The following is a 20,175-nucleotide window of genomic DNA, read 5'->3' as shown; positions in this document are numbered from 1 at the left end:
AACCATTAGTTAACACATCATTTACATAAAACCTATGCGGCGCGGCGAGAAAAATGAGCACAAACCGTACTGGATCACATTTACACCGGTTGCACCTTTTCATTTTGGGATAATTCGCACGGAAACCTGGCGCAGCCCGTTATCCATACTTTCTATAATGACATTAACGCCGGGAGAAATATCATTTTCAAACCTGTAGGCCGCGTCGCATTTAACAAGGTTGCACAAAGTTGCAACATAATGGATATTTTTTGCAACGCGGCGCAGCCATGAAACGGCGAGCGCCGGGATCCGAGCGCGGATCCCCGTCGCCGGCCTAGCGCGGCGGCCTATCCTTCACGCAGCGGCGCTGCTGTGCCATCCCAAACGGCTGGCCTCAACCGCGCGACAGACCGAGCCAAAAGGAGTAAATGCGATGGCAACGACAACCCTGGGCGTTAAGCTTGATGACGCCGCCCGCGAGCGCATCAAGGCGGCCGCCAGCCAGATTGACCGTACGCCGCACTGGCTGATCAAACAGGCCATCTTCAGCTACCTGGAGCGTCTGGAACAGGGCGAAACGCTGCCGGAGCTGGCGACCGCCGTCGATCCCCCCGCGTTAGAGACGGCGCCACCGCCGCAGGAGGGACACTCACCCTTCCTGGCGTTCGCCGAACAAATTCTGCCGCAGTCGGTGCTGCGGGCCAATATCACCGCAGCCTACCGCCGTGCGGAGAGCGACGCCGTCCCGATGCTGCTCGAACAGGCCCGCCTACCGCCCCCCCTGGCCGAGCAGGCATATCAGCTGGCCTACCGCCTGGCGAAGCAGCTGCGCGGCCAGAAGAACGCCGGCGGACGGGCCGGCATGGTACAGAGCCTGCTGCAGGAGTTCTCCCTCTCCTCGCAGGAGGGGGTCGCGCTGATGTGCCTGGCCGAGGCGCTGCTGCGCATTCCCGATAAGGCCACCCGCGATGCGCTGATCCGCGACAAGATCAGCGGCGGAGACTGGCAGTCGCATCTCGGTCACAGCCCCTCGCTGTTCGTCAACGCCGCCACCTGGGGGCTGCTGTTCACCGGCAGGCTGGTCGCGACCCACAGCGAGGCCCACCTCTCCCACGCGCTGAGCCGGATCATCGGCAAGCGCGGTGAGCCCCTGATCCGTAAGGGGGTGGATATGGCGATGCGCCTGATGGGGGAGCAGTTCGTCACCGGCGAGACCATCTCTGAGGCGCTGGCCAACGCGCATCGCCTGGAGGAGAAAGGCTTCCGCTACTCCTACGACATGCTGGGCGAGGCGGCGCTGACCGCCGCCGACGCGCAGGCCTATCTGCTCTCCTACCAGCAGGCGATCCACGCCATCGGCAAGGCGGCCAACGGGCGCGGCATCTATGAAGGACCGGGGATCTCGATCAAGCTCTCCGCCCTGCACCCGCGCTATAGCCGCGCCCAGTATGAACGCGTGATGGAGGAGCTGTATCCGACCCTTCGCGCCCTCACCCTGCTGGCGCGCCAGTACGACATCGGCATCAATATCGACGCCGAGGAGGCCGACCGCCTGGAGCTCTCTCTCGATCTGCTGGAGAGGCTGTGCCATGAGCCCGAGCTGAGCGGCTGGAACGGCATCGGCTTTGTGATCCAGGCCTACCAAAAGCGTTGCCCCGCGGTGATCGACTACCTGATCGATCTCGCCGCCCGCAGCCAGCGCCGTCTGATGATCCGCCTGGTGAAGGGGGCCTACTGGGACAGCGAGATCAAGCGCGCCCAGGTCGAAGGGCTGGAGGGGTATCCGGTCTACACCCGCAAGGTCTATACCGACGTCGCCTACCTGGCCTGCGCCAAGAAGCTGTTGAGCGTGCCTCGCCTGATCTACCCGCAGTTCGCCACCCATAACGCCCATACGCTGGCGGCCATCTATCAATTGGCCGGACAGAACTACTACCCGGGGCAGTATGAGTTCCAGTGCCTGCACGGCATGGGCGAGCCGCTATACCAGCAGGTGGTCGGCAAGGTCGCCGACGGCAAACTCAATCGCCCCTGCCGCATCTATGCGCCGGTCGGCACCCATGAGACGCTGCTGGCCTATCTGGTGCGCCGTCTGCTGGAGAATGGCGCCAACACCTCCTTCGTCAATCGCATCGCCGATGCCAGCCTGCCGCTGGAGGATCTGGTCGCCGACCCGGTCGCCGCCGTGGATAAGCTGACGGCGCAGGAGGGATGCCCCGGACTCCCCCATCCAAAGATCCCGCTGCCGCGCGATCTGTATGCCCCGGGGCGCGCCAACGCCGCCGGACTGGATCTGAGCAATGAGCAGCGCCTGGCCTCTCTCTCCTGCGCTCTGCTGAACGACACCCATCAGCGGTGGGTAGCCACGCCGCTGCTGGAGCAGCCCTGCGCCGAAGACGAGCTGTGCCCCCTGCCTAACCCCGCCGAGTCGGGCGATATCGTCGGCTATACGCGCGACGCCAGCGAGCAGGAAGTCGCGCAGGCGTTGGCGAACGCGCAGCGTAACGCCCCCATCTGGGGGGCCACGCCGCCGCAGGCCCGTGCCGCCATCCTGGCGCGCGCCGCCACCCTGATGGAGCGCCAGATGCCGACGCTGGTGGGGATTCTGATACGCGAGGCGGGCAAGACCTTCGCCAACGCCATCGCCGAGGTGCGCGAAGCCGTCGACTTCCTGCGCTACTATGCCGAACAGGTGCACGCCAGCTTCGACAACGAGACCCATCGCCCGCTGGGCTGCGTCGTCTGTATCAGCCCGTGGAACTTCCCGCTGGCCATCTTTACCGGCCAGATCGCCGCCGCGCTGGCCGCCGGCAACAGCGTACTGGCCAAGCCCGCCGAACAGACGCCGCTGATCGCCGCCCAGGCCATCGCCTTGCTGCACTGCGCCGGCGTCCCACCCGGCGCCGTGCAGCTGCTGCCGGGGCGCGGCGAAACCGTCGGCGCCCAGCTGGTCAACGACAGCCGGGTGCGCGGCGTCATGTTTACCGGCTCGACGGAGGTCGCCAAACGGCTGCAGCGCGCCGTCGCCGATCGACTCGATGCCCAGGGGCGCCCGACGCCGCTCATCGCCGAGACCGGGGGACTCAACGCGATGATCGTCGACTCATCGGCGCTGACCGAGCAGGTTGTAGGTGACGTTGTCACCTCCGCCTTCGACAGCGCCGGGCAGCGCTGCTCCGCCCTACGCCTCCTCTGCCTGCAGGAGGAGATCGCCGAGCAAACCCTGACCATGCTGCGCGGGGCCATGGCTGAATACCGCCTGGGTAACCCGGAGCGGCTGGCGTGCGACATCGGCCCGGTGATCGATAGCGAGGCCCAGAGCAATATCGAGCAGCATATCCTCGCCATGCGGGCCAAGGGACACCCGGTATTCCAGGCGGCGTGCGCCCAGGACGACGTCCAGCGCAACGCTCGGGGTAACTTTGTTCCGCCGACCCTGATCGAGCTGGACAGCCTCAATACGCTGCAGAGGGAAATCTTTGGCCCGGTGCTGCACGTGGTACGCTACCGTCGCGAGCAGCTGGATGCGCTGCTGGCCCAGATCAACGACGCCGGCTACGGCCTGACCCTCGGGGTGCATTCGCGCATCGACGAAACCATCGACCGCATCGCCGAGCGCGCCCACGTCGGCAATATCTACGTTAACCGCAATATCGTCGGGGCCGTCGTCGGCGTGCAGCCCTTCGGCGGCGAGGGGCTCTCCGGCACCGGACCCAAGGCCGGCGGCCCGCTCTACCTCTACCGCCTGCTGGCCCGCAGCCCGGAAAACGCGCTGACGTTCGGTGCCGATGCCGCCCACCGCCAGCCGGACAGCGCCGCATCGCCGCTGCAGGCCCTGAACGACTGGGCCGCCGATCGCCCGGCGCTTCAGATCTTGTGCCAGCGCTACGCCAGCCTGTACCCCGGCGCCGCCCCGCGCCTGCTGGGAGGGCCGACCGGGGAGCGTAATACCCTGCGCCTTGTCCCGCGCGAGCGGGTACTGTGCGTGGCGGAGCGCGAGGACGACGCGCTGATCCAGCTGGCGGCGGCCCTGGCGGTCGGCTGCCGCGTCCTGTGGCCGGAGACACCGCTGCACCGCGCGCTGCACAAGGATCTGCCGCCGGCGGTGGCGGCGCGCATCACGCTGAGCCCGGCAGAGACCCTAATGGCGCAGGCGTTCGACGCGGCAATCTACCACGGTGACAGCGATCGGCTACGCCTCCTCGGCGCGCAGATCGCCGCCCGCGACGGCGCCATCGTCACGCTGCAGGGCCTCGCGCCCGGCGATACGCGGCTGCGTCTGGCGCTGTTGGTCCACGAGCGCGCGCTGAGCGTGAATACCGCGGCGGCCGGCGGCAACGCCAGCCTGATGACCCTGAGCTAGCCCGCCCCCGCGCCCCACGCGGTGGGCGCAAAAAAAAGGCCGCCCACCCTTGGGTGAGCGGCACGATCCTCTTACCGCATCGGCGCGCAGCGCGCGTTACTTCAGGTACTGACCGCTGCGCAGCGCCTCGATGCGCTTATCCAGCGGCGGGTGTGACAGGAACAGCTCGCCAAAGGTGCGGTTACCGCGACCGTTGATACAGAAAGCCATCATGCTGCCGGCCTCCTGCGGCTCATAGCTGGTCTTCAGGCGCTGCAGAGCGGCGATCATCTTCTCGCGACCAACCAGCCCGGCTGACCCGGCATCGGCGCGGAACTCGCGGTAGCGCGAGAACCACATGGTAATGATGCTGGCCAGAATGCCAAACACCAGCTCCAACACCATGGAAACGGCAAAGTAGATCATCGGGTTACCGCTGCTCTCGCCTTCGCCCTCATCGCGATTGCCAGAGAGGAAACCCGCCGCCACCTGGGCTATCAGGCGGGAGATAAAGATCACGAAGGTGTTCACCACCCCCTGCACCAGCGTCATCGTCACCATGTCACCGTTGGCGACGTGGCTGATCTCATGCGCCAGCACCGCCTCGGCCTCATCGCGGCTCATGCTCTGCAGCAGACCGGTGCTCACCGCGACCAGCGAGGCGTCGCGCCGGGCGCCGGTGGCGAACGCGTTGATATCCGGTGCGTGATAGATGGCAACCTGCGGCATGCCGATACCGGCCTGCTGGGCCTGACGGCGTACCGTCTCAACCAGCCAGCGTTCGGTTTCATTGCGCGGCTGCTCAATCACCTCGCCGCCAACGGAGCGCAGCGCCATCCACTTGGACATCAGCAGCGAAACAATGGACCCGCCAAAACCGAACAGCAGTGCCATGATCATCAGTCCCTGCACGCTGCTGGACCGAATGCCCGTCAGGCTCAGCACCAGGCCGAACACCAGCATCACGGCCAGGTTGGTCAACAGGAACAAAGCAATACGCATCATATCGTTGTCAATCCTCTCAAACATATCGCACCATGCGATGATCAGATGGTAAGGCCATCTGCGCCGGTTTCAAGGGCTGTCGTGCGATAACGGGGTAAAGAAACAAAACTTTACATTTATGCTGCGCATGACGGCTACTTTTCACACCGCTCCGGCAAAAATCAAATAGTTGCCGCCACCGCGCCCCGGAAATTTTTGTAACAACTGGCGCGGCAGACGCTACTCCGACTGACCGGCCCAGACCACCATCACCCGATCCCGCCCATCATTGCGGATAAAGCCGTAGCCCTGCGGCATCGCGACGGTCGTCTGCTCCCCCTTGCCGATAGCGGGATGGCGGGCGCGGAACTGCCCCAGGCGCTGCCAGTGCGCGACCTGCGCCGCCGCCGGGCCGCGGATATCCTGCCAATTCATATCCGAACGGGTGCCCTGCAGCGGATCGGATCCCGTTGGCCCCAGCGGACGCCCCGACTCATCGCCGTAGAAAATCTGCACCGCGCCCGGCGCCAGCAGCAGCAGCGCCGCGGCGCCGCTGCCGTCGCTGCGAAACAAATGGGTATCATGGGACGACAGATAGCTCAGCACGTTAAAATCCTGCAGCTGCGCCGCCATCTGCTGCCACAGCGGATCGATATCGGCCAGACAGCCCTGCGCCCGTGCCGCCTGCTCCTGATAGTCAAAATTGATCATCGCATCGAAGCCGTGACGATAATAGGCGCTGCGCATCACGCCGTGCCCCCAGGCCTCGCCGGTCATCCAGAAGGGGGCATCGTCCAACGCCTGCTGCGGATTAGCCCGCTTCCATTCGGCTAAGGCCGCGCTGGCCTGCTGCTTCAGCTGTTGCCAGGCCGCCGGCTCTACGTGCTTTGCCGTGTCGATGCGAAAGCCATCGATGCCGTATTCACGCACCCACTGACTGAGCCAGTGGGTCAGGTAGTCTCGCGGCGTGTAGCCGGGGATCTCCCGGGCGCGGGTATCCGGCTTATGACGATAAAAGATCGGCAAACCGGACGCCGCGCTAGACTCGGTCTTCACATCCGGCAGAAAAGAGAGCGACAGCGTAACATCATCGAATCCCGGGGCATCATAGTCGCCGATATCGGTACGGATCCACCCCTTCCCCCACCAGCGCGCCCACGCCGCGCGATTGCCGAAATCAATATAGTCATTAAAGCTATGCCACGTCTGGCCGCGCCCCGGCCGCCAGTCGCGCCAATGGGTGCCCAGCGTTTGCCGCAGCGTCTCCCCCTGCAGGAACAGCGCGCCGAACTGGTACTGCTGCATATCCGCCAGCGTCGCATAGCCGGTATGGTTCATCACCACGTCGAACAGCACTCGGATACCGCGCCGGTGGGCCCCCTCCACCAGCGCCCGCAGATCCTGCTCGCTGCCCATATTGGCATCCAGCCGCGTCCAGTCCAGCGGGTAGTAACCATGATAGGCATAGTGCGGGAAGTCGCCCCGACTACCGCCCCCGACCCAGCCGTGGATCTGCTCAAGGGGCGAGCTGATCCACAGGACATTAACCCCCAGACGCTGGAGATAGTCGAGCTGGCCGGTCAGCCCGCGCAGATCGCCGCCGTGAAAGGTCCCGATCTCCTGCATCCCGTCCTTCTGGCGACCATAGCTATTATCGTTGCTGGGATCGCCGTTGGCGAAGCGATCGACCAGGACAAAATAGACCGTCGCGTTGTGCCAGTCGAACGGCGCCGGCCCCGCGGTTTCAGCCGATTCGAGCAGCAGCAGGCCATTGCTGCCCGGCGCCGGCTGCAGGGTCACCGTGCCCTGGGTGACGCGGGCGACCTCTCCACTGTAAAAATCGCGCACCAGGCTGCCTTCACTAAAGGCCCGATCGACCGGTACGCGCAGCGGACGCCCATCCCAACGTGGACAGCGCCGCGCCGCCGCCGCTGCCCGCTGCGCGGCCTCATCGTGTACGGACAGCGTCAGCGTCGGCGTTCCCGAGCGGGTATCGATCAGGGCCTGGTAGCGGCCATCCCGGAAGCGCCGCCATCGCGGCGCCTCGCCTTGGCACGGCATCAGCGAAAGCGTCTGATTCAGCCGGATCGCCCCGCTGGGCTGCCAGCAGCGATCGGCCTGATACAGCTGCAGCGGCGCCTCGCCTTTGGCCAGCGGCTGACTGGCGCTAAAGCGCCCCTCGTCCACGGCGACGAACTGGGGAAACGCGGGCGATCGCCAGTCGGCCCCGGCGGCCAACGGCAGCAATAGTGCGGCGAAAATGGCGTATTTCATCATCGGCTCCTGTGACTGTGACCATCGCAGTGTGCCACGGGGGCCGCGCCGGCGGCTCATCCCGCCGGGGGGAGGATCGCAAGACAAAAAAAAGCGCGACCGATGTCGCGCTTTTTTCAGTGAGCCGTTCGGCTCTGCTTACCCCTACTCCTGAGCCTGCTGTGCGTTTTTCTGCTCCAGCAGGGCCAGATCTTCGGCGATTTTCACCGTCTCATTCAGGTAGGGATCCGGCTCCTGATAATCCTTAGGAATATCATCCAGCGAGGCGATCGGCTTCTTGCCCTCCAGCTTCAGCCGGGCGTTGATCCGCTGCAGGCGAATCGCGTCGTCGTCCTTGTTCTCCTTTTCACGCTGAGCGTAGTTCAGAGAGACAATGTTACGACGCGCCTTGAGCGCCTTGTAGTGGGCGATATCCTGTTCGATGTACTGGAACTCGGGATCTTTGGCGATGCGCGCATCGTGTAGCACGATCAGCTGCGGATCAAAGCGCTGTACATCGCCAGCCTTATTATAGGCGGCGGCGTTGATGCTATCCCACGGCAGCGCGTTATCCTCAAAGCTCTCGCCGGTGTCCGCCGGATCGATACCGGTTGGCATCACGATGTCCGGCGTCACCCCTTTGCGCTGGGTGCTGCCGCCGTTGATGCGGTAAAACTTCTGGATGGTGTACTGCACCGAACCCAGATCCGGCCACTCTGGACGCAGCATCTGATCGTAAATGCGGTTCACTGAGCGGTACTGCTGTACCGTTCCCTTGCCGAAGGTGGGTTCACCCACGATCAGGGCGCGATCGTAGTCCTGCATGGCGGCGGCGAAAATCTCGGAGGCCGAGGCGCTAAAGCGATCGACCAGCACCACCAGCGGTCCTTTGTAGTAGACAACGCCGTCGGTATCGTCATCCTCACGCACCTTGCCGACGTTATCGCGCACCTGCACCACCGGCCCGCTGGGAATAAACAGACCCGACAGGGACACGGCCTCTGTCAGGGCACCGCCCCCGTTGCCGCGCAGATCGATGACGATGGCGCTCACGTGCTGTTTCTCCAGCTTCTGCAGCTGAACCTTGACGTCCTCCGTCAGGCCGACGTAGAAGCCGGGAATATCCAACACGCCGATTTTATGGCCGTCCACCGTTTTGACACTCATCTTCACGGCGCGATCTTCCAGGCGGATACGTTCGCGGGTCAGGGTGACGATACGGGTTTTGGTTCCTTTACCCGCCGGCAGGATCTCCAGGCGCACCTTGCTGCCCTTCGGCCCTTTGATCAGGGCGACCACGTCGTCCAGACGCCAGCCGATCACATCGACCATCGCCTTACCCGGCTGGCCGACCGCCACGATGCGATCGCCCACCTTCAGCACCTTGCTCTTGGCCGCCGGACCGCCGGCCACCAGAGAGTTAATCTGGGTGTAGTCATCCTCTGTCTGCTGCAGCACCGCGCCGATGCCCTCCAGCGACAGACTCATGTCCGTATTGAACTGCTCGGTATTGCGCGGCGACAGGTAGCTGGTATGGGGATCGATCTCTCGGGCAAACGCATTCATAAACAGCTGGAAGACATCCTCGCTGTTGCCCTGGGTCAGGCGCTTAATGGCGAACTGATAGCGTTTGGTCAGGATCTTCTGGATCTCCGGCCAGTCCTTACCGGCCAGCTTCAGGTTCAGCGCGTCATACTTCACCTTGGCGTACCAGAGCTTGTCCAGCTCGGCGACGCTGGTCGGCCACGGCGCCTTGCTGCGATCGACGTCGATGGTGTCGCTGCCGTCAAAGCTCATCGGCTTTTTCAGCAGCGTCAGGGCGTACTCATAACGCTCCAGGCGGCGCTGCTGAGACAGGTTAAACAGCGCATAGGCCGTATCCAGCTGACCGCTGCGCAGCTCATCGCCCAGCTTGCCTTCGCGATCGCGGAAGCGGGCGATATCCGATGCCAGAAACACGTTGTGGTTATAGTCCAGCATGTTCAGGTAGCGGTTGAAGATTTTCTTCGAGAAGTCTGCGTTGAGGTCAAACTGGCGGTAATGGGAGCGGGTGAAACGTGCGGTAACACGTTCACTGACCGTTGCATGCTGAGGTTCCTGATGCAACTGGGGCAGCTGGACGGCGCCGCTGACGGCGTCCTCCGCTGCAAAAACGGTACCTGCAAACAGCGACAGGGCGATTGCCGATACCCGGAAAAAATTGTTCATGCCTGGGTTGGCCTCCGTATCAGAACTGCAAGTGTTCTGTGCGTACAATCATTGCCAGACCGTTAGACAGCTGGACACGTACACCGTCTTTGGTGATCTCGAGTACGGATGCCTCCATGGCATGCTTACCGGCGCTGACCTTCACGGTTTGCCCCAGGTGCAGCTGCTCCAGCGAGGTCACCGGGGTGCTGCGCTGTTCCGTGGTCTCGCTCTTGGCGCGCGGTTTGCGCTCCTGCGTAGCCTTGGCGGCACGCGGTTTACGCACTTCTTTACTGCCCTGCTCAGCGTCACGGCGCACGGTGGGCTTTTTACCCGCCGGACGCGGACGGCGCGGCTCGCGCTTTTCGCCGTTTTCGGCGGCTTCGCGCTTGCGGGCGTCACGCTGTGCCTGGACCCGGGCCTTGGCCTCTTCCAGCTGCTGACGGGCATGCTCTACGTGCTGCTCGTCCAGCACGCCGCAGGCGTTGCCATCCAGATCGACACGCTCTGCACCCAGTTTTACCCCGTGCAGGTAGCGCCAGCTGGATGTGTAAAGGCGGAGTGCTGAACGTAGCTGAGTCTTGCTCAGGCCGTTTTCTTCCCCCTGCATCCGCGCAACCAGATCCTGAAAGATGCCGATCTTTAACGGGCGGGCTTCACCCTCGGTGCTGAAGCACTGAGGGAAACGTTGAGCCAAAAAGGCGATGACTTCTTTACTACTGTTCAACTTTGGTTGATTTTCCATGAAATTTCCTGATTACAACGGGTTTGCCAACCAGCGATGGCATGAACAGGCGACATTATAATGAGGCTACCGCCAAATGCCATGCCATCAGCACCACAACCTTAAGCAAAAGTCACAAATTTTGCCCAGTCGCAGCGCTCCAGATGCTGGCAGAGCGCGCCCACCACGCTTTTCAGGCCTTTTTCATCTTCTTCGTCGAAGCGCTCAAACTGTGTGCTATCGATATCCAGCACCCCGATCGTCCGCCCGTCGACCACCAGCGGCAGCACGATTTCCGCATTGCTCTCCGCGTCACAGGCGATATGGCCATCGAAGCGGTGCACATCCCCTACGCGCTGCACCTGCCCCGTAGCGCAGGCCGTACCGCAGACCCCTCTCCCCACGGGAATGCGTACGCAGGCCAGTTTGCCCTGAAACGGCCCCAGCACCAGCGTTTGCCCATCCAGAAAATAAAAACCGGCCCAGTTCACCGCGGGCAAGCGCTCATACAGCAGGGCGCTCACGTTGGACAGCGTGGCAATCGCGTTGAACTCACCGCTACACAGCGCGCTCAGATCGCGAGCCATATCGGTATAAAACGTCTCTTTACTCATGATTCTCTCAATGACGATAGGATCCCATTAGCCTGCGCGGGCGCGCCTCTCATAAAATAAGCATTAAATGCGACAACACACAAGCAAAAAGCCGAATAGCGTCGTCTTATCCGCTGACGCCATGTATATTTGCACCACTGTTGTACACAGCTTCTCCGCCAACCATGGGACGATAGATGCGCTATCCGCTAATCCGGCAACGCCACCCATTTCCGGTATTAATGGCATGACTCGCCGAGTCGGCGTCCCGACGCATCGTCTGCGCTGCCCGGAGTGCGATGCGCTGTGCCGTCTCCCGACCATCGGCGCACGCCAGTCCGCCTTTTGTCCGCGCTGCGACGCCCGCCTGTATGATGGCCGAGACTGGCCGCTGCCCCGCCTCGCGGCGCTATCGCTCACCCTGCTGGTACTCTTGCCGCTGGCCCTGTTTCAGCCGCTGCTGCAGATCCATCTGCTGGGCGTCACGGTGCAGGCCAGCGTCTGGCAGGGCATCGGACAGATGGCCATGCAGGGCGAGATCCTCACCGCTGGCATGGTCGCCTTCTGCGCCATCGTGGCGCCGCTGCTGCTGCCCTCGCTGCTGCTGGCGCTGTACCTCGGCCAGCGACTGCGCCTGAACCTGCGCCCGCTGCTGCTGCTGCTCACCCTGCTGCGCCCATGGATCATGCTGGATATCTACCTGATCGCGCTGGCCGTCGCCGCCATTAAGGTCCGCGAATATGCCGCCGTCGATCCCGGCCCCGCGCTGCTGGCCTATATCGTCGCCACCCTGCTGACCCTGCTGCTGCTGATCCATCTGAACCTCGAACAGCTGTGGCGCCGCCTGTACCCGCAGCCGCCCCAAACGGCGCCGGACAGCGCGCTGCTGCTATGCCACGCCTGTCGCCATACGGCCCCGCCGGACGCCCACGGACACTGCCGACGCTGCCGCCTACCGCTGCACCGCCGTCAACCCTACAGCCTGCAAAAAACCTGGGCCACCCTGATCGCCGCCGTGATCATCCTGCTGCCGGCCAACCTGCTGCCCATCTCGATCCTGTACGTCAACGGCGTGCGCATCGAGGACACCCTACTCTCGGGAACGCTCGCCTTGGCCAACGGGGGGAATCTGCCGATCGCCGCGATCGTCTTTATCGCCAGCATCCTGGTGCCCTTTATCAAGGTGGCGGTCATGCTGTTCCTGCTGCTGGGCATACACCTGCGCCGCGGGGGTGACCTGGTGCGGCGCATGCGCATGCTGCGGCTGGTCACCTGGATCGGTCGCTGGTCGATGCTGGACCTGTTTGTCATTGCGCTGATGATGTCGCTGATCGATCGCGACCAGCTGTTCTCGTTTACCATGGGCGCGGCGGCCTTTTATTTCGGCGCCGCGGTATTTCTGACGCTGCTGGCCGTGGAATGGCTGGACAGTCGACTGATATGGGATGCACATGCCACAACCGACGCCAACGACACAAAATACGCCCAATAACGCGATCGTCAGGCATAAACGTCGCCTGTCGCCCTTCTGGCTGCTGCCGCTGGTCGCGCTGCTGACCGCCGGCTGGATGGGCTATACCACCCTGCAGGGGCGCGGTGAAACGGTGGTGATCACCTTTCAATCCGCGCCTGGCCTGGTGGCCGGACGCACGCCGGTGCGCTTTCAAGGGGTCGAGGTGGGCACGGTTAGCAAGGTCAGCGTCACCCCGGATTTGAAGAGCATCGAGGTCTCCGTGAACATCCAGCGCAGCATGAGCAGCGCCCTGCGCCAGGGAACACAGTTCTGGCTGGTCACGCCCAAGGCCTCTCTGGCGGGGGTCTCCGGGCTGGACGCGCTGGTCGGCGGCAACTACATCGCCATGCAACCGGGCGACGGCGCGCCGCGCCAGCGCTTTATCGCCCGCGAGGAGCAACCCAGCCTCCATCCGGGGACCGATGAGCTGCTGCTGCACCTCCGCGCGCCGGACTTAGGGGCGCTCAGCAACGGCTCACCGGTCTATTACCGCAAGATACCGGTCGGCAGCGTCTATAACTATGCCATCGACGACGGGCAACAGGGGGTGCGTATCGATGTGCTGATCGAGCGGCGCTTTGCCCCGCTGGTCAAGGCGGAAAGCCGCTTTTGGAATGTCTCGGGGATCCGCGGCGACGTCAGCCTGTCCGGCATCTCGCTGCAGGTAGAGGGCCTCGCCGCGCTGGTCAACGGCGCCATCGCATTCGACTCCCCGCCGGCGTCCACCCCGGTACGCCCCGGCGCCAGCTTCACCCTCTACCCTAGCCTGGCCAGCAGCCAGCGCGGCGTCAGCGTCACGCTGGCGCTGCCCGGCGGCGAGGGACTGCAGGCCAACCGCACGCCGCTGCTGTATCAGGGCGTGCAGGTCGGCCTGCTCACCGCGCTGGATCTCAACGACGAGGGGCGGGTCAGCGGCACCCTGGCCGTCGATCCCAGCGTCAGCGACCTGCTGCGCAGCCAGAGCCGCATCAGCCTCAGCGCGCCCGGCCTCACGCTCAGCCGGCTTAACCTAAGCCAGCTGTTCAACGGCAGCGTCCTCGAACTTCACCCCGGCGACGGCGAGCCGCTGCGCCACTTTACCGTACTCCCCGCCGCCGAGGCGCTGCTGCAGGAGCCGGGGGCGCTGCGCCTGACCCTGAGCGCCCCCCAGGGCTACGGTATCGACGTCGGCCAGCCGCTGCGCCTCAAGGGGATCCGCGTTGGGCAGGTCACCGGGCGCGAACTGCGCGACGACGGCGTACAGTTTGAGGTCGTCATCGCGCCACCGTACCGGCACGCTATCCACGCCGACAGCCGCTTTGTGGTCAACAGCCGCCTCGGCCTACAGCTGGGCGTCAATGGCCTGGCGGTGACCGGCGCCGCCCCGCAGGAGTGGCTAGAGGGAGGGATTGCGATCCTGCCCGGCCAGCGCGGCAAGGCCCTGAGCCACTATCCGCTGTTCCGCGACGACGCCGCCGCCCGCGATGATATCCGCGGCGAACAGCCTCCGACGACCCTGACCCTGCGCGCCGCCGCCCTGCCGGATATCCAGCCCGGCTCGCCGGTGCTGTACCGTAAATTTCGCATCGGCGAAATCGCCGCCATCGCCCCCCGGCGCGACGGCTTCGATATCGCCCTGTATATCCAGCCCGCCTATCGCCATCTGGTGGGGGGACAGAGCGTATTCTGGGCCGAGGGCGGCGCACGGGTGCAGCTCAACGGCAGCGGTCTGACGGTGGAGGCCGCCCCCCTTGAACGCGCTCTGAAAGGCGCCATCAGCCTCGATAACCTCAGCGGCGTAACGCCCCCCGCGGGCGACCGACGCCCCCTCTACCCGAATGAAACCGCCGCCCGCGCCGTCGGCGGCCAGATCGTTCTCTCAACCTATGACGGCACCCGCCTCTCGCCGGGCATGCCGATTCGCTACCTGGGGATCGACATCGGTCAGTTGGCCTCGCTCAGCCTCAGCGCCGATCGCCGGCAGGTATTGGCGCAGGCGGTGCTCTACCCGGAGTATGTCGATGCCTTTGCCCGAGCGGGAACTCGCTTTTCGCTGGTGACGCCGCATATTTCCGCCGCCGGCGTGAACAACCTGGAGGCGCTGCTGCAGCCGTTCATCAACCTGGAGCCGGGCAGCGGCAACGCGACCCGACGTTTTGAGCTGCAGGATGCGACGCTGAGCGATGCGCGCTATCTGGACGGGATCAGTATCGCGGTCGATACCCAGGACGCCGGCTCGCTGCAGATCGGCACGCCAGTGCTGTACCGCGGTATGGAGGTGGGAACCGTCACCGGCCTAACCCTGGGCAGCCTGGGCGATCGGGTGCAGGTGGCGCTGCGCATTGGCCGCGCCTATCAACGTCTGGTGCGCACCAATAGCGTCTTCTGGCAGGCCTCTGGCTATAATCTGGCGTTCGGCCTGACCGGCGGCGTGGTCAAGACCGGCACGTTCCAGCAGTTTATCCGCGGCGGCATCGCCTTCGCTACGCCGCCCTCAACGCCGCTGGCGCCGGCGGCGCCGATGGGAACCCACTTTTTACTGCACGAGAGTCCCCCCGATGATTGGCAGCGCTGGGGAACCGCCATTCCCCTGCGCTGAGGCGCCCCGGCCGCCTTAGCTCGCCAGCCGCCGAATGCGGGCGGGCAGCCCCTGGCGGGCGGCCGAGCCGACCACCCAGTCCAGCAGCAGCCCCGGGCTCTGACGGGTCGGGTCAACCAGCCCCAGCTGGTTCAGGCTGACGCCCGCCAGCGTCACCGGCGGCGCGGGCTGCGCCCGTCCGTCGATGATATGCGACCGGGCGCCCAGCTCCCAGTGGCCATAGCCGTGCTCAACGGCGATCACCCCGGGCATCACGCTGTCCAAGATCATCGCCTGCGCCCGCAGGGCGCCGCCCGGCGTCGTCACCTCGACGGCGTCGCCGTTGCCGATCCCCAGCCGCTCGGCGTCCGTTGGGTGCAGGTAGATCGGGTTATCGCGCTTCACGGCGCACAGGCGCGGCGACAGCGCAGACACGGCGCTGTGAATATTGGACTTGTAGCTGGTCAGCTCAAAGGGCCACGCCTCCTGCGGCCAGCGCTCGCGCAGCGGCGTACCGTCCGCCAGACGCGGCGCCATCCAGGTTGGACAGCCGCAGTAGCGCTCGCCGGTCATGCTGTTGCGCGCCGCCGCCACCTGCGCATTCCACACGGCAAACGGGCGACGGTAGCGGTGGGCCATCATCTCTCCCTGATAGCGCAACGCCGCGTCCTCAAAACGACCGCCGCGCGCCAGTACGCTGGCCACCGGCCCCACCTCAGCCGCCGGCAGCGTCGCCTGCAGCAGCGGCAGCAGGCGATCGACCCCGCTCAGCGCCACGTCCTGCGCCGTCGCCGGCGCCACCGGCGTCTCCAGCTGCGCCAGGTTGGCCGTGGCGCGCAGGTAGTACTGCTCTCCGCTGTCGATCGCCAGCCACTCCCCCTGCGCATTCTGCTGCGCCCGGGCACCAAAGCCGGGCAGCGCCAGCCGCTTGGCCAGGTCGATCAGGAAATTCTCCAGGCTGATCGGACGACCGTCCGCCGTCCGCGCGCTCAGCGGCGTCACCGCCGGCCAGCGCACCGTCGCCGCCCGCGTCGGTACCCCTTGCCAGATCCCGGCGATCCCCCAGCTCTCATAGGTGACCGTATCCGGCACCAGATAGTCGGCCAGCGCCGAGGTCTCGTTGATAAAGGCATCGACCGCCACGATCAGCGGCAGCTGCGCCGGGGAGCGTAGGCGATCCTCCAGCAGGGCGCGCAGCCCCGGCACCCCGTACAGCGGGTTTGCGATGTGGCTGATCCACGCCTTCAGGCGGTAGGGATAGCCGTCCAGCGCGGCGCACAGCTGCTCGGTCAGCAGGGGCGCCGACAGCGGATACCACGGCGCCCGCGAGGGATAGGGCGAGACGCCCGCGGCGACCTTCTCACGGTACTCGCTGCTCTGCTCATAGTGCGCCTTGCTGCGCGACAGCATCAGGCCGCCGGGCTTGACCTTGCCCGGAAAGCGCTCGAAGTCATAGCACGGCCCGCGACCAAAGGCGGGATAGGCCGGCGGCTTGGCCATCATCCCCCCCTTCAGATTAATATTCCCGATCAGCACATTCAGCATCAGGATGGCATAGGCGGTATAGAAGCCGTTGGCATGCATGGTTCCGCCGTGGGTATCCACCGCCGCGCGCGTCCCGTGGGCGGTAAACTCCCGCGCCAGCGCAACGATATCCGCCTCGGGCACCCCACAGATGTCGCTGTACTGCGCCAACGTCAGCTTTTGCGCCTCGTCGCGCAAGCAGCTCAACGCGCTTTTTACCCGCAGAGGACCCTGAGCGCCGCTAAGCTCGGTATCCACCCACAGCTGGGCCGGCGCCGCGATCTCAGCGCTGACCAGCGCGCCGTCCGCCGCAGCCAGCACCAGCGCCGGAGGGTCCTGCGTCTCCGAAACGCCCCCCGGCAGATCCGAACGGCGCAAAAACTGCCCCTCGCGCGGGTGCCCGGGCTGACAAATCACCAGATGCGTCGCATTACACCAGTGGGCCTGGCCGGCCTGCATCATGGCCGCCTCGCCCGGCTGGCTGAGGTAAGCGGCGTTGTAACGCTGCTGCGCCAGGATCCAGCGGATCATCGCCAGCGCCAGCGCCGCATCGGTGCCGGGGCGGATCGGCAGCCAGCGGTTATTATCCCCGGCCGCCAGGCTGGTGCTCACCGGCTGCGACGGCGCTACCACCACGTAGCTAAATCCCGTCTGGGTTCGCGCGGCGGCCAGCTGGCGCGCCTGGCGCTTAAAGGGGTTTCCCGACTGCGCCGGTGAGGTGCCGATATACAGCACAAACTCCACCGCCTCCAGATCCGGCTTCATGTGCGCGTTCTTATCCAAATCGTGCATCAATGCGCCGGAGCCGGCGCGAAACGAATAGCCGCAGTACGAACCGTGATGGCCAAAGTTGCGGGTGCCGAAGCTGTTCAAGGCAAAGCGTTTAATGATGTGATCGCGCCCTTCATCGCTGGCGTTGGTCACCAGCAGCTGGTTGGCCCGCGGCCCGAACTCCGGGTGCGCCGCATCCAGCGGCGTGGTCAGGTCTCGCAGAGAACGCAGCCCCTCCACCGGCCCCTCGCCGAACAGATCGCCGCCATCGCAGATCTCCTGCAGCAGCTGCTCATAGCTGATGGTTTGCCAGCGCCCCTCGCCGCGTTTCCCCACCCGCTTCATCGGCTGGGTGATACGGTACGGGCTTTCACGGATCTCCAGCATCCCATTGCCGCGGGCGCAGGCGGTCGAACGCCCCATCAGCCCCGCCTCGCCCGCCAGAGAGCGCCAGGCCTGCGCCAGCGGCGTGGCGTAGGGGATCTGCTGCTGCTGAGAGAGCGGATGGTAGGGATTCCCGCCGATGCGCAGGATCCGTTCGCTGTTATTATCGATACGCAGGCGCACCCCACACAGGGTCCAGCAGCCAAAGCACATCCCATTGGCCAGGCGCTGCTGCGGGTTGACCGTCAGCCGCCCTCCGCCGTCGATACGCAGCTCCGGCTGCAGCGCGTTGCCAAACTGGGCGCTACGCGTCGGCTCACCGGCGCTGCCCTGCGTCACCTCGCGCGCCGCACGGCGCACCGTCGTGGCATAGCCGGCGGCGAACACGACGCCGCCGCCCGCGGACAGCCCCAGCTTCAGTAAATGACGTCTGCGTTTATCCATTTTGTTGCTCCACCGCGTCAGCGCGCGCCTCAATCAGTTCAGTCAGGATCGCCGCCAGGCAAACCCACAATCCCGCCATGGCCAGGATCCCCAGCCACCCCTCGCTGCCGATCGCCAGCGTGTAAGGGTAAATCCCCGCGTCATAGCGGGGGACCCGCTGTACGTCGATCAGGGTCAGCCAGCGCAGCGAGGCCGCCGCGCCGATGGCCAACAGGGCGACCGGCCAGCGCCGCTGCGCCAGCCACCGCGACGCCGCGAGCGTCAGCAGCAGCAACAGCGCGGCGGGCCACGCCTGTGCACGCATAAACGAAAGCCCCTCCGCCCCGACCCGCCCCGAGGGCCAGAATAGCCAGCAGGCCAGCAACAGCAGGCTCGCCAGCGCGGCGCTGCAGATCACTGCGCGCAGCAGACGCCGATCGGTCGCCGTGACCGGCTGATCCAGCAGGCCGCGCACCAGCGCCCACAGCCCCACGCTGGCCAACGGCGCGCTGCACAGCCACAGCCACGGCAGCATCCACTGGTGCCACAGCGGACGCGCCGCCACTATCCCGACCTCGCTGCCGGTATACAGGGCGATGCTGGCGCCGGACAGCACGGTCAACAGGGCGCAGAGGCGCACCAGCGCCGGCGCCGCAGACCAGCGCCCCGCAGCCAACAGGATCAGCAGGGGGCTCCAGCGCGTCCGCGCCGCCTCCTGCAGCGCGGGACGCAGGCAGAGCCACCCGGTGACGACGCCCAGCAGGGAGAACAGCGGCAGCAGCAGCGCGCCGCGCGACATCCATGAGCCGGGCGTTAGATAGGCAAAAAAGTGCCAGGCACGACCGGGCTGATGCAGATCGGCCGTCAGCGCCAGCGGCCCGACCACGCAGGAGATCAGCAGCACCAGCGCCATCGCGCGAATAAATGTGACACTGTAACTATCGCGACGCCGCAGCGCCAGCCACAGCAACAGCGCCGCGCCATAGGCACTGCCGATATAAAAAAAGTACTGCACCGCCCACGGCAGCCAGGCAACCGGCTGCGGCGCTACCAGGATCTCGCTGATCATTCGCCTATCTCCTCATCACCGTACAGCGCTGCCTGCCCGCTGACCTGGCTGACAAACGCGGCGTCGAGCCCCAGGTAGAACACCCGCGGCGCCGTATGCTGCTCCGGCTTCAGTACATAAACCGACGCCCGATGCTGCGCCAGCAGGCGGCTCAGGGTGCTGTCGGGATCGTGCATATCGCCGATGATGCGCGCCCCGCCGACGCAGGACTCGACGCAGGCGGGCAACAGCCCCGCCTCCAGACGGTGGGCGCAGAAGGTGCATTTATCGGCGGTCAGCGTCTGCTGATTGATAAAACGGGCATCGTACGGGCAGGCCTGAACACAGTAGGCGCAGCCGACGCAGCGCCGGTTATCCACCATCACGATGCCATCGTCGCGCTGATAGGTCGCCTGCACCGGGCAGACCGCGACGCAGGGCGGATTTTCACAGTGATTACACAGGCGCGGCAGCATGAACATCTGGCTGACGCCGTTTGCCGCGGCGCCGCTGACCTCATACTGCTTTACCGTGGTGCGAAACTGGCCGATGGGCGGCAGGTTCTCCATGCAGCAGGCAACCGTGCAGGCCTGGCAGCCGACGCACTTACGCAGGTCGATAATCATCGCCCAACGCTTACCGCGCATCCCCTGTCGCGACGCCGTCTCCGCCGGCGACTGCGCCGCCAGCGCCTCCCCCCACGGCAGCAGCGCCAGACCGGCGCTGACGCTGCCGATCCCTAACAGCAGGCGCCGCCGCTGTTGTTGTTTGTCATCCTGCATCACACTCTCCCCGCGCAGCGCATCTGCCCCGTAATGTCACAGTTCCACATATCTTCGCTCGCTTATTGATTGGCGTGATTTATTATGGGCGGCAGGGAAAAGACCTTC

The 20,175-nt window shown here is 65.2% G+C and carries 11 protein-coding genes; 3 read left to right on the top strand and 8 right to left on the bottom strand.

Annotated features, from left to right (window positions below):
• The first annotated feature begins 415 nt into the window (after positions 1–415).
• Complete coding sequence (gene putA / locus BRD58_RS08735) at positions 416–4,345, top strand: trifunctional transcriptional regulator/proline dehydrogenase/L-glutamate gamma-semialdehyde dehydrogenase (RefSeq protein WP_073382387.1); 3,930 nt, start codon at positions 416–418, stop codon at positions 4,343–4,345.
• A 96-nt stretch (positions 4,346–4,441) separates the two neighbouring features.
• On the opposite strand, the gene htpX is transcribed toward putA, so the two are convergent.
• The 5 genes from htpX to BRD58_RS08710 all read right to left on the bottom strand — a co-directional run bounded on the left by htpX (position 4,442) and on the right by BRD58_RS08710 (position 11,086).
• Positions 4,442–5,329, bottom strand: coding sequence for a protease HtpX (htpX, locus tag BRD58_RS08730; protein ID WP_012848501.1), 888 nt, complete (start codon positions 5,327–5,329; stop codon positions 4,442–4,444).
• 219 nt (positions 5,330–5,548) lie between these two features.
• The gene (locus BRD58_RS08725) at positions 5,549–7,582 is read right to left on the bottom strand and encodes an alpha-amylase (RefSeq protein WP_069578594.1); all 2,034 of its coding nucleotides are present in this window, start codon (positions 7,580–7,582) and stop codon (positions 5,549–5,551) included.
• Positions 7,583–7,726: 144 nt separating this feature from the next.
• Positions 7,727–9,769 carry a carboxy terminal-processing peptidase gene (gene prc, locus BRD58_RS08720; RefSeq protein ID WP_015461431.1) on the bottom strand — a complete coding sequence of 681 codons (2,043 nt, stop codon included), beginning with the start codon at positions 9,767–9,769 and terminating at the stop codon, positions 7,727–7,729.
• A gap of 19 nt (positions 9,770–9,788) precedes the next feature.
• A complete protein-coding gene (proQ, locus tag BRD58_RS08715) occupies positions 9,789–10,493 on the bottom strand; it encodes an RNA chaperone ProQ (protein ID WP_012848497.1) in 705 nt (234 codons plus the stop codon).
• 101 nt (positions 10,494–10,594) lie between these two features.
• Entirely contained in the window at positions 10,595–11,086 is a 492-nt protein-coding gene (locus BRD58_RS08710) for a GAF domain-containing protein (protein WP_015461430.1), read from the bottom strand.
• 226 nt (positions 11,087–11,312) lie between these two features.
• Here BRD58_RS08710 and yebS point away from each other — a divergent pair, with 226 nt between their 5' ends.
• Positions 11,313–12,557, top strand: a complete 1,245-nt coding sequence (gene yebS / locus BRD58_RS08705) for a membrane integrity lipid transport subunit YebS (protein ID WP_069578593.1) — start codon at positions 11,313–11,315, stop codon at positions 12,555–12,557.
• On the top strand, positions 12,517–15,156 hold the full coding sequence (locus BRD58_RS08700) for a PqiB family protein (protein WP_073383886.1): 2,640 nt from the start codon (positions 12,517–12,519) through the stop codon (positions 15,154–15,156). Before yebS ends, BRD58_RS08700 begins: the two co-directional genes overlap by 41 nt.
• Positions 15,157–15,171: 15 nt before the next feature.
• On the opposite strand, the gene BRD58_RS08695 is transcribed toward BRD58_RS08700, so the two are convergent.
• From BRD58_RS08695 to dsrO, 3 genes are read right to left on the bottom strand one after another with little or no spacing between them, the layout of a single operon-like run.
• Positions 15,172–18,258, bottom strand: a complete 3,087-nt coding sequence (locus BRD58_RS08695; protein WP_073382383.1) for a tetrathionate reductase subunit A — start codon at positions 18,256–18,258, stop codon at positions 15,172–15,174.
• Positions 18,251–19,306 (bottom strand): NrfD/PsrC family molybdoenzyme membrane anchor subunit, encoded by a 1,056-nt coding sequence (nrfD, locus tag BRD58_RS08690; RefSeq protein WP_073382379.1) that lies wholly within the window; start codon positions 19,304–19,306, stop codon positions 18,251–18,253. Before nrfD ends, BRD58_RS08695 begins: the two co-directional genes overlap by 8 nt.
• Positions 19,303–20,067 (bottom strand): sulfate reduction electron transfer complex DsrMKJOP subunit DsrO, encoded by a 765-nt coding sequence (gene dsrO / locus BRD58_RS08685; protein WP_015461425.1) that lies wholly within the window; start codon positions 20,065–20,067, stop codon positions 19,303–19,305. Before dsrO ends, nrfD begins: the two co-directional genes overlap by 4 nt.
• Positions 20,068–20,175 lie beyond the last annotated feature (108 nt).

The organism is Edwardsiella piscicida (genome assembly GCF_001896205.1).
GTDB lineage: Bacteria > Pseudomonadota > Gammaproteobacteria > Enterobacterales > Enterobacteriaceae > Edwardsiella > Edwardsiella piscicida.
Note: the sequence above shows the minus strand (reverse complement) of the source record. Positions and strands in the feature narration are given on the sequence as shown.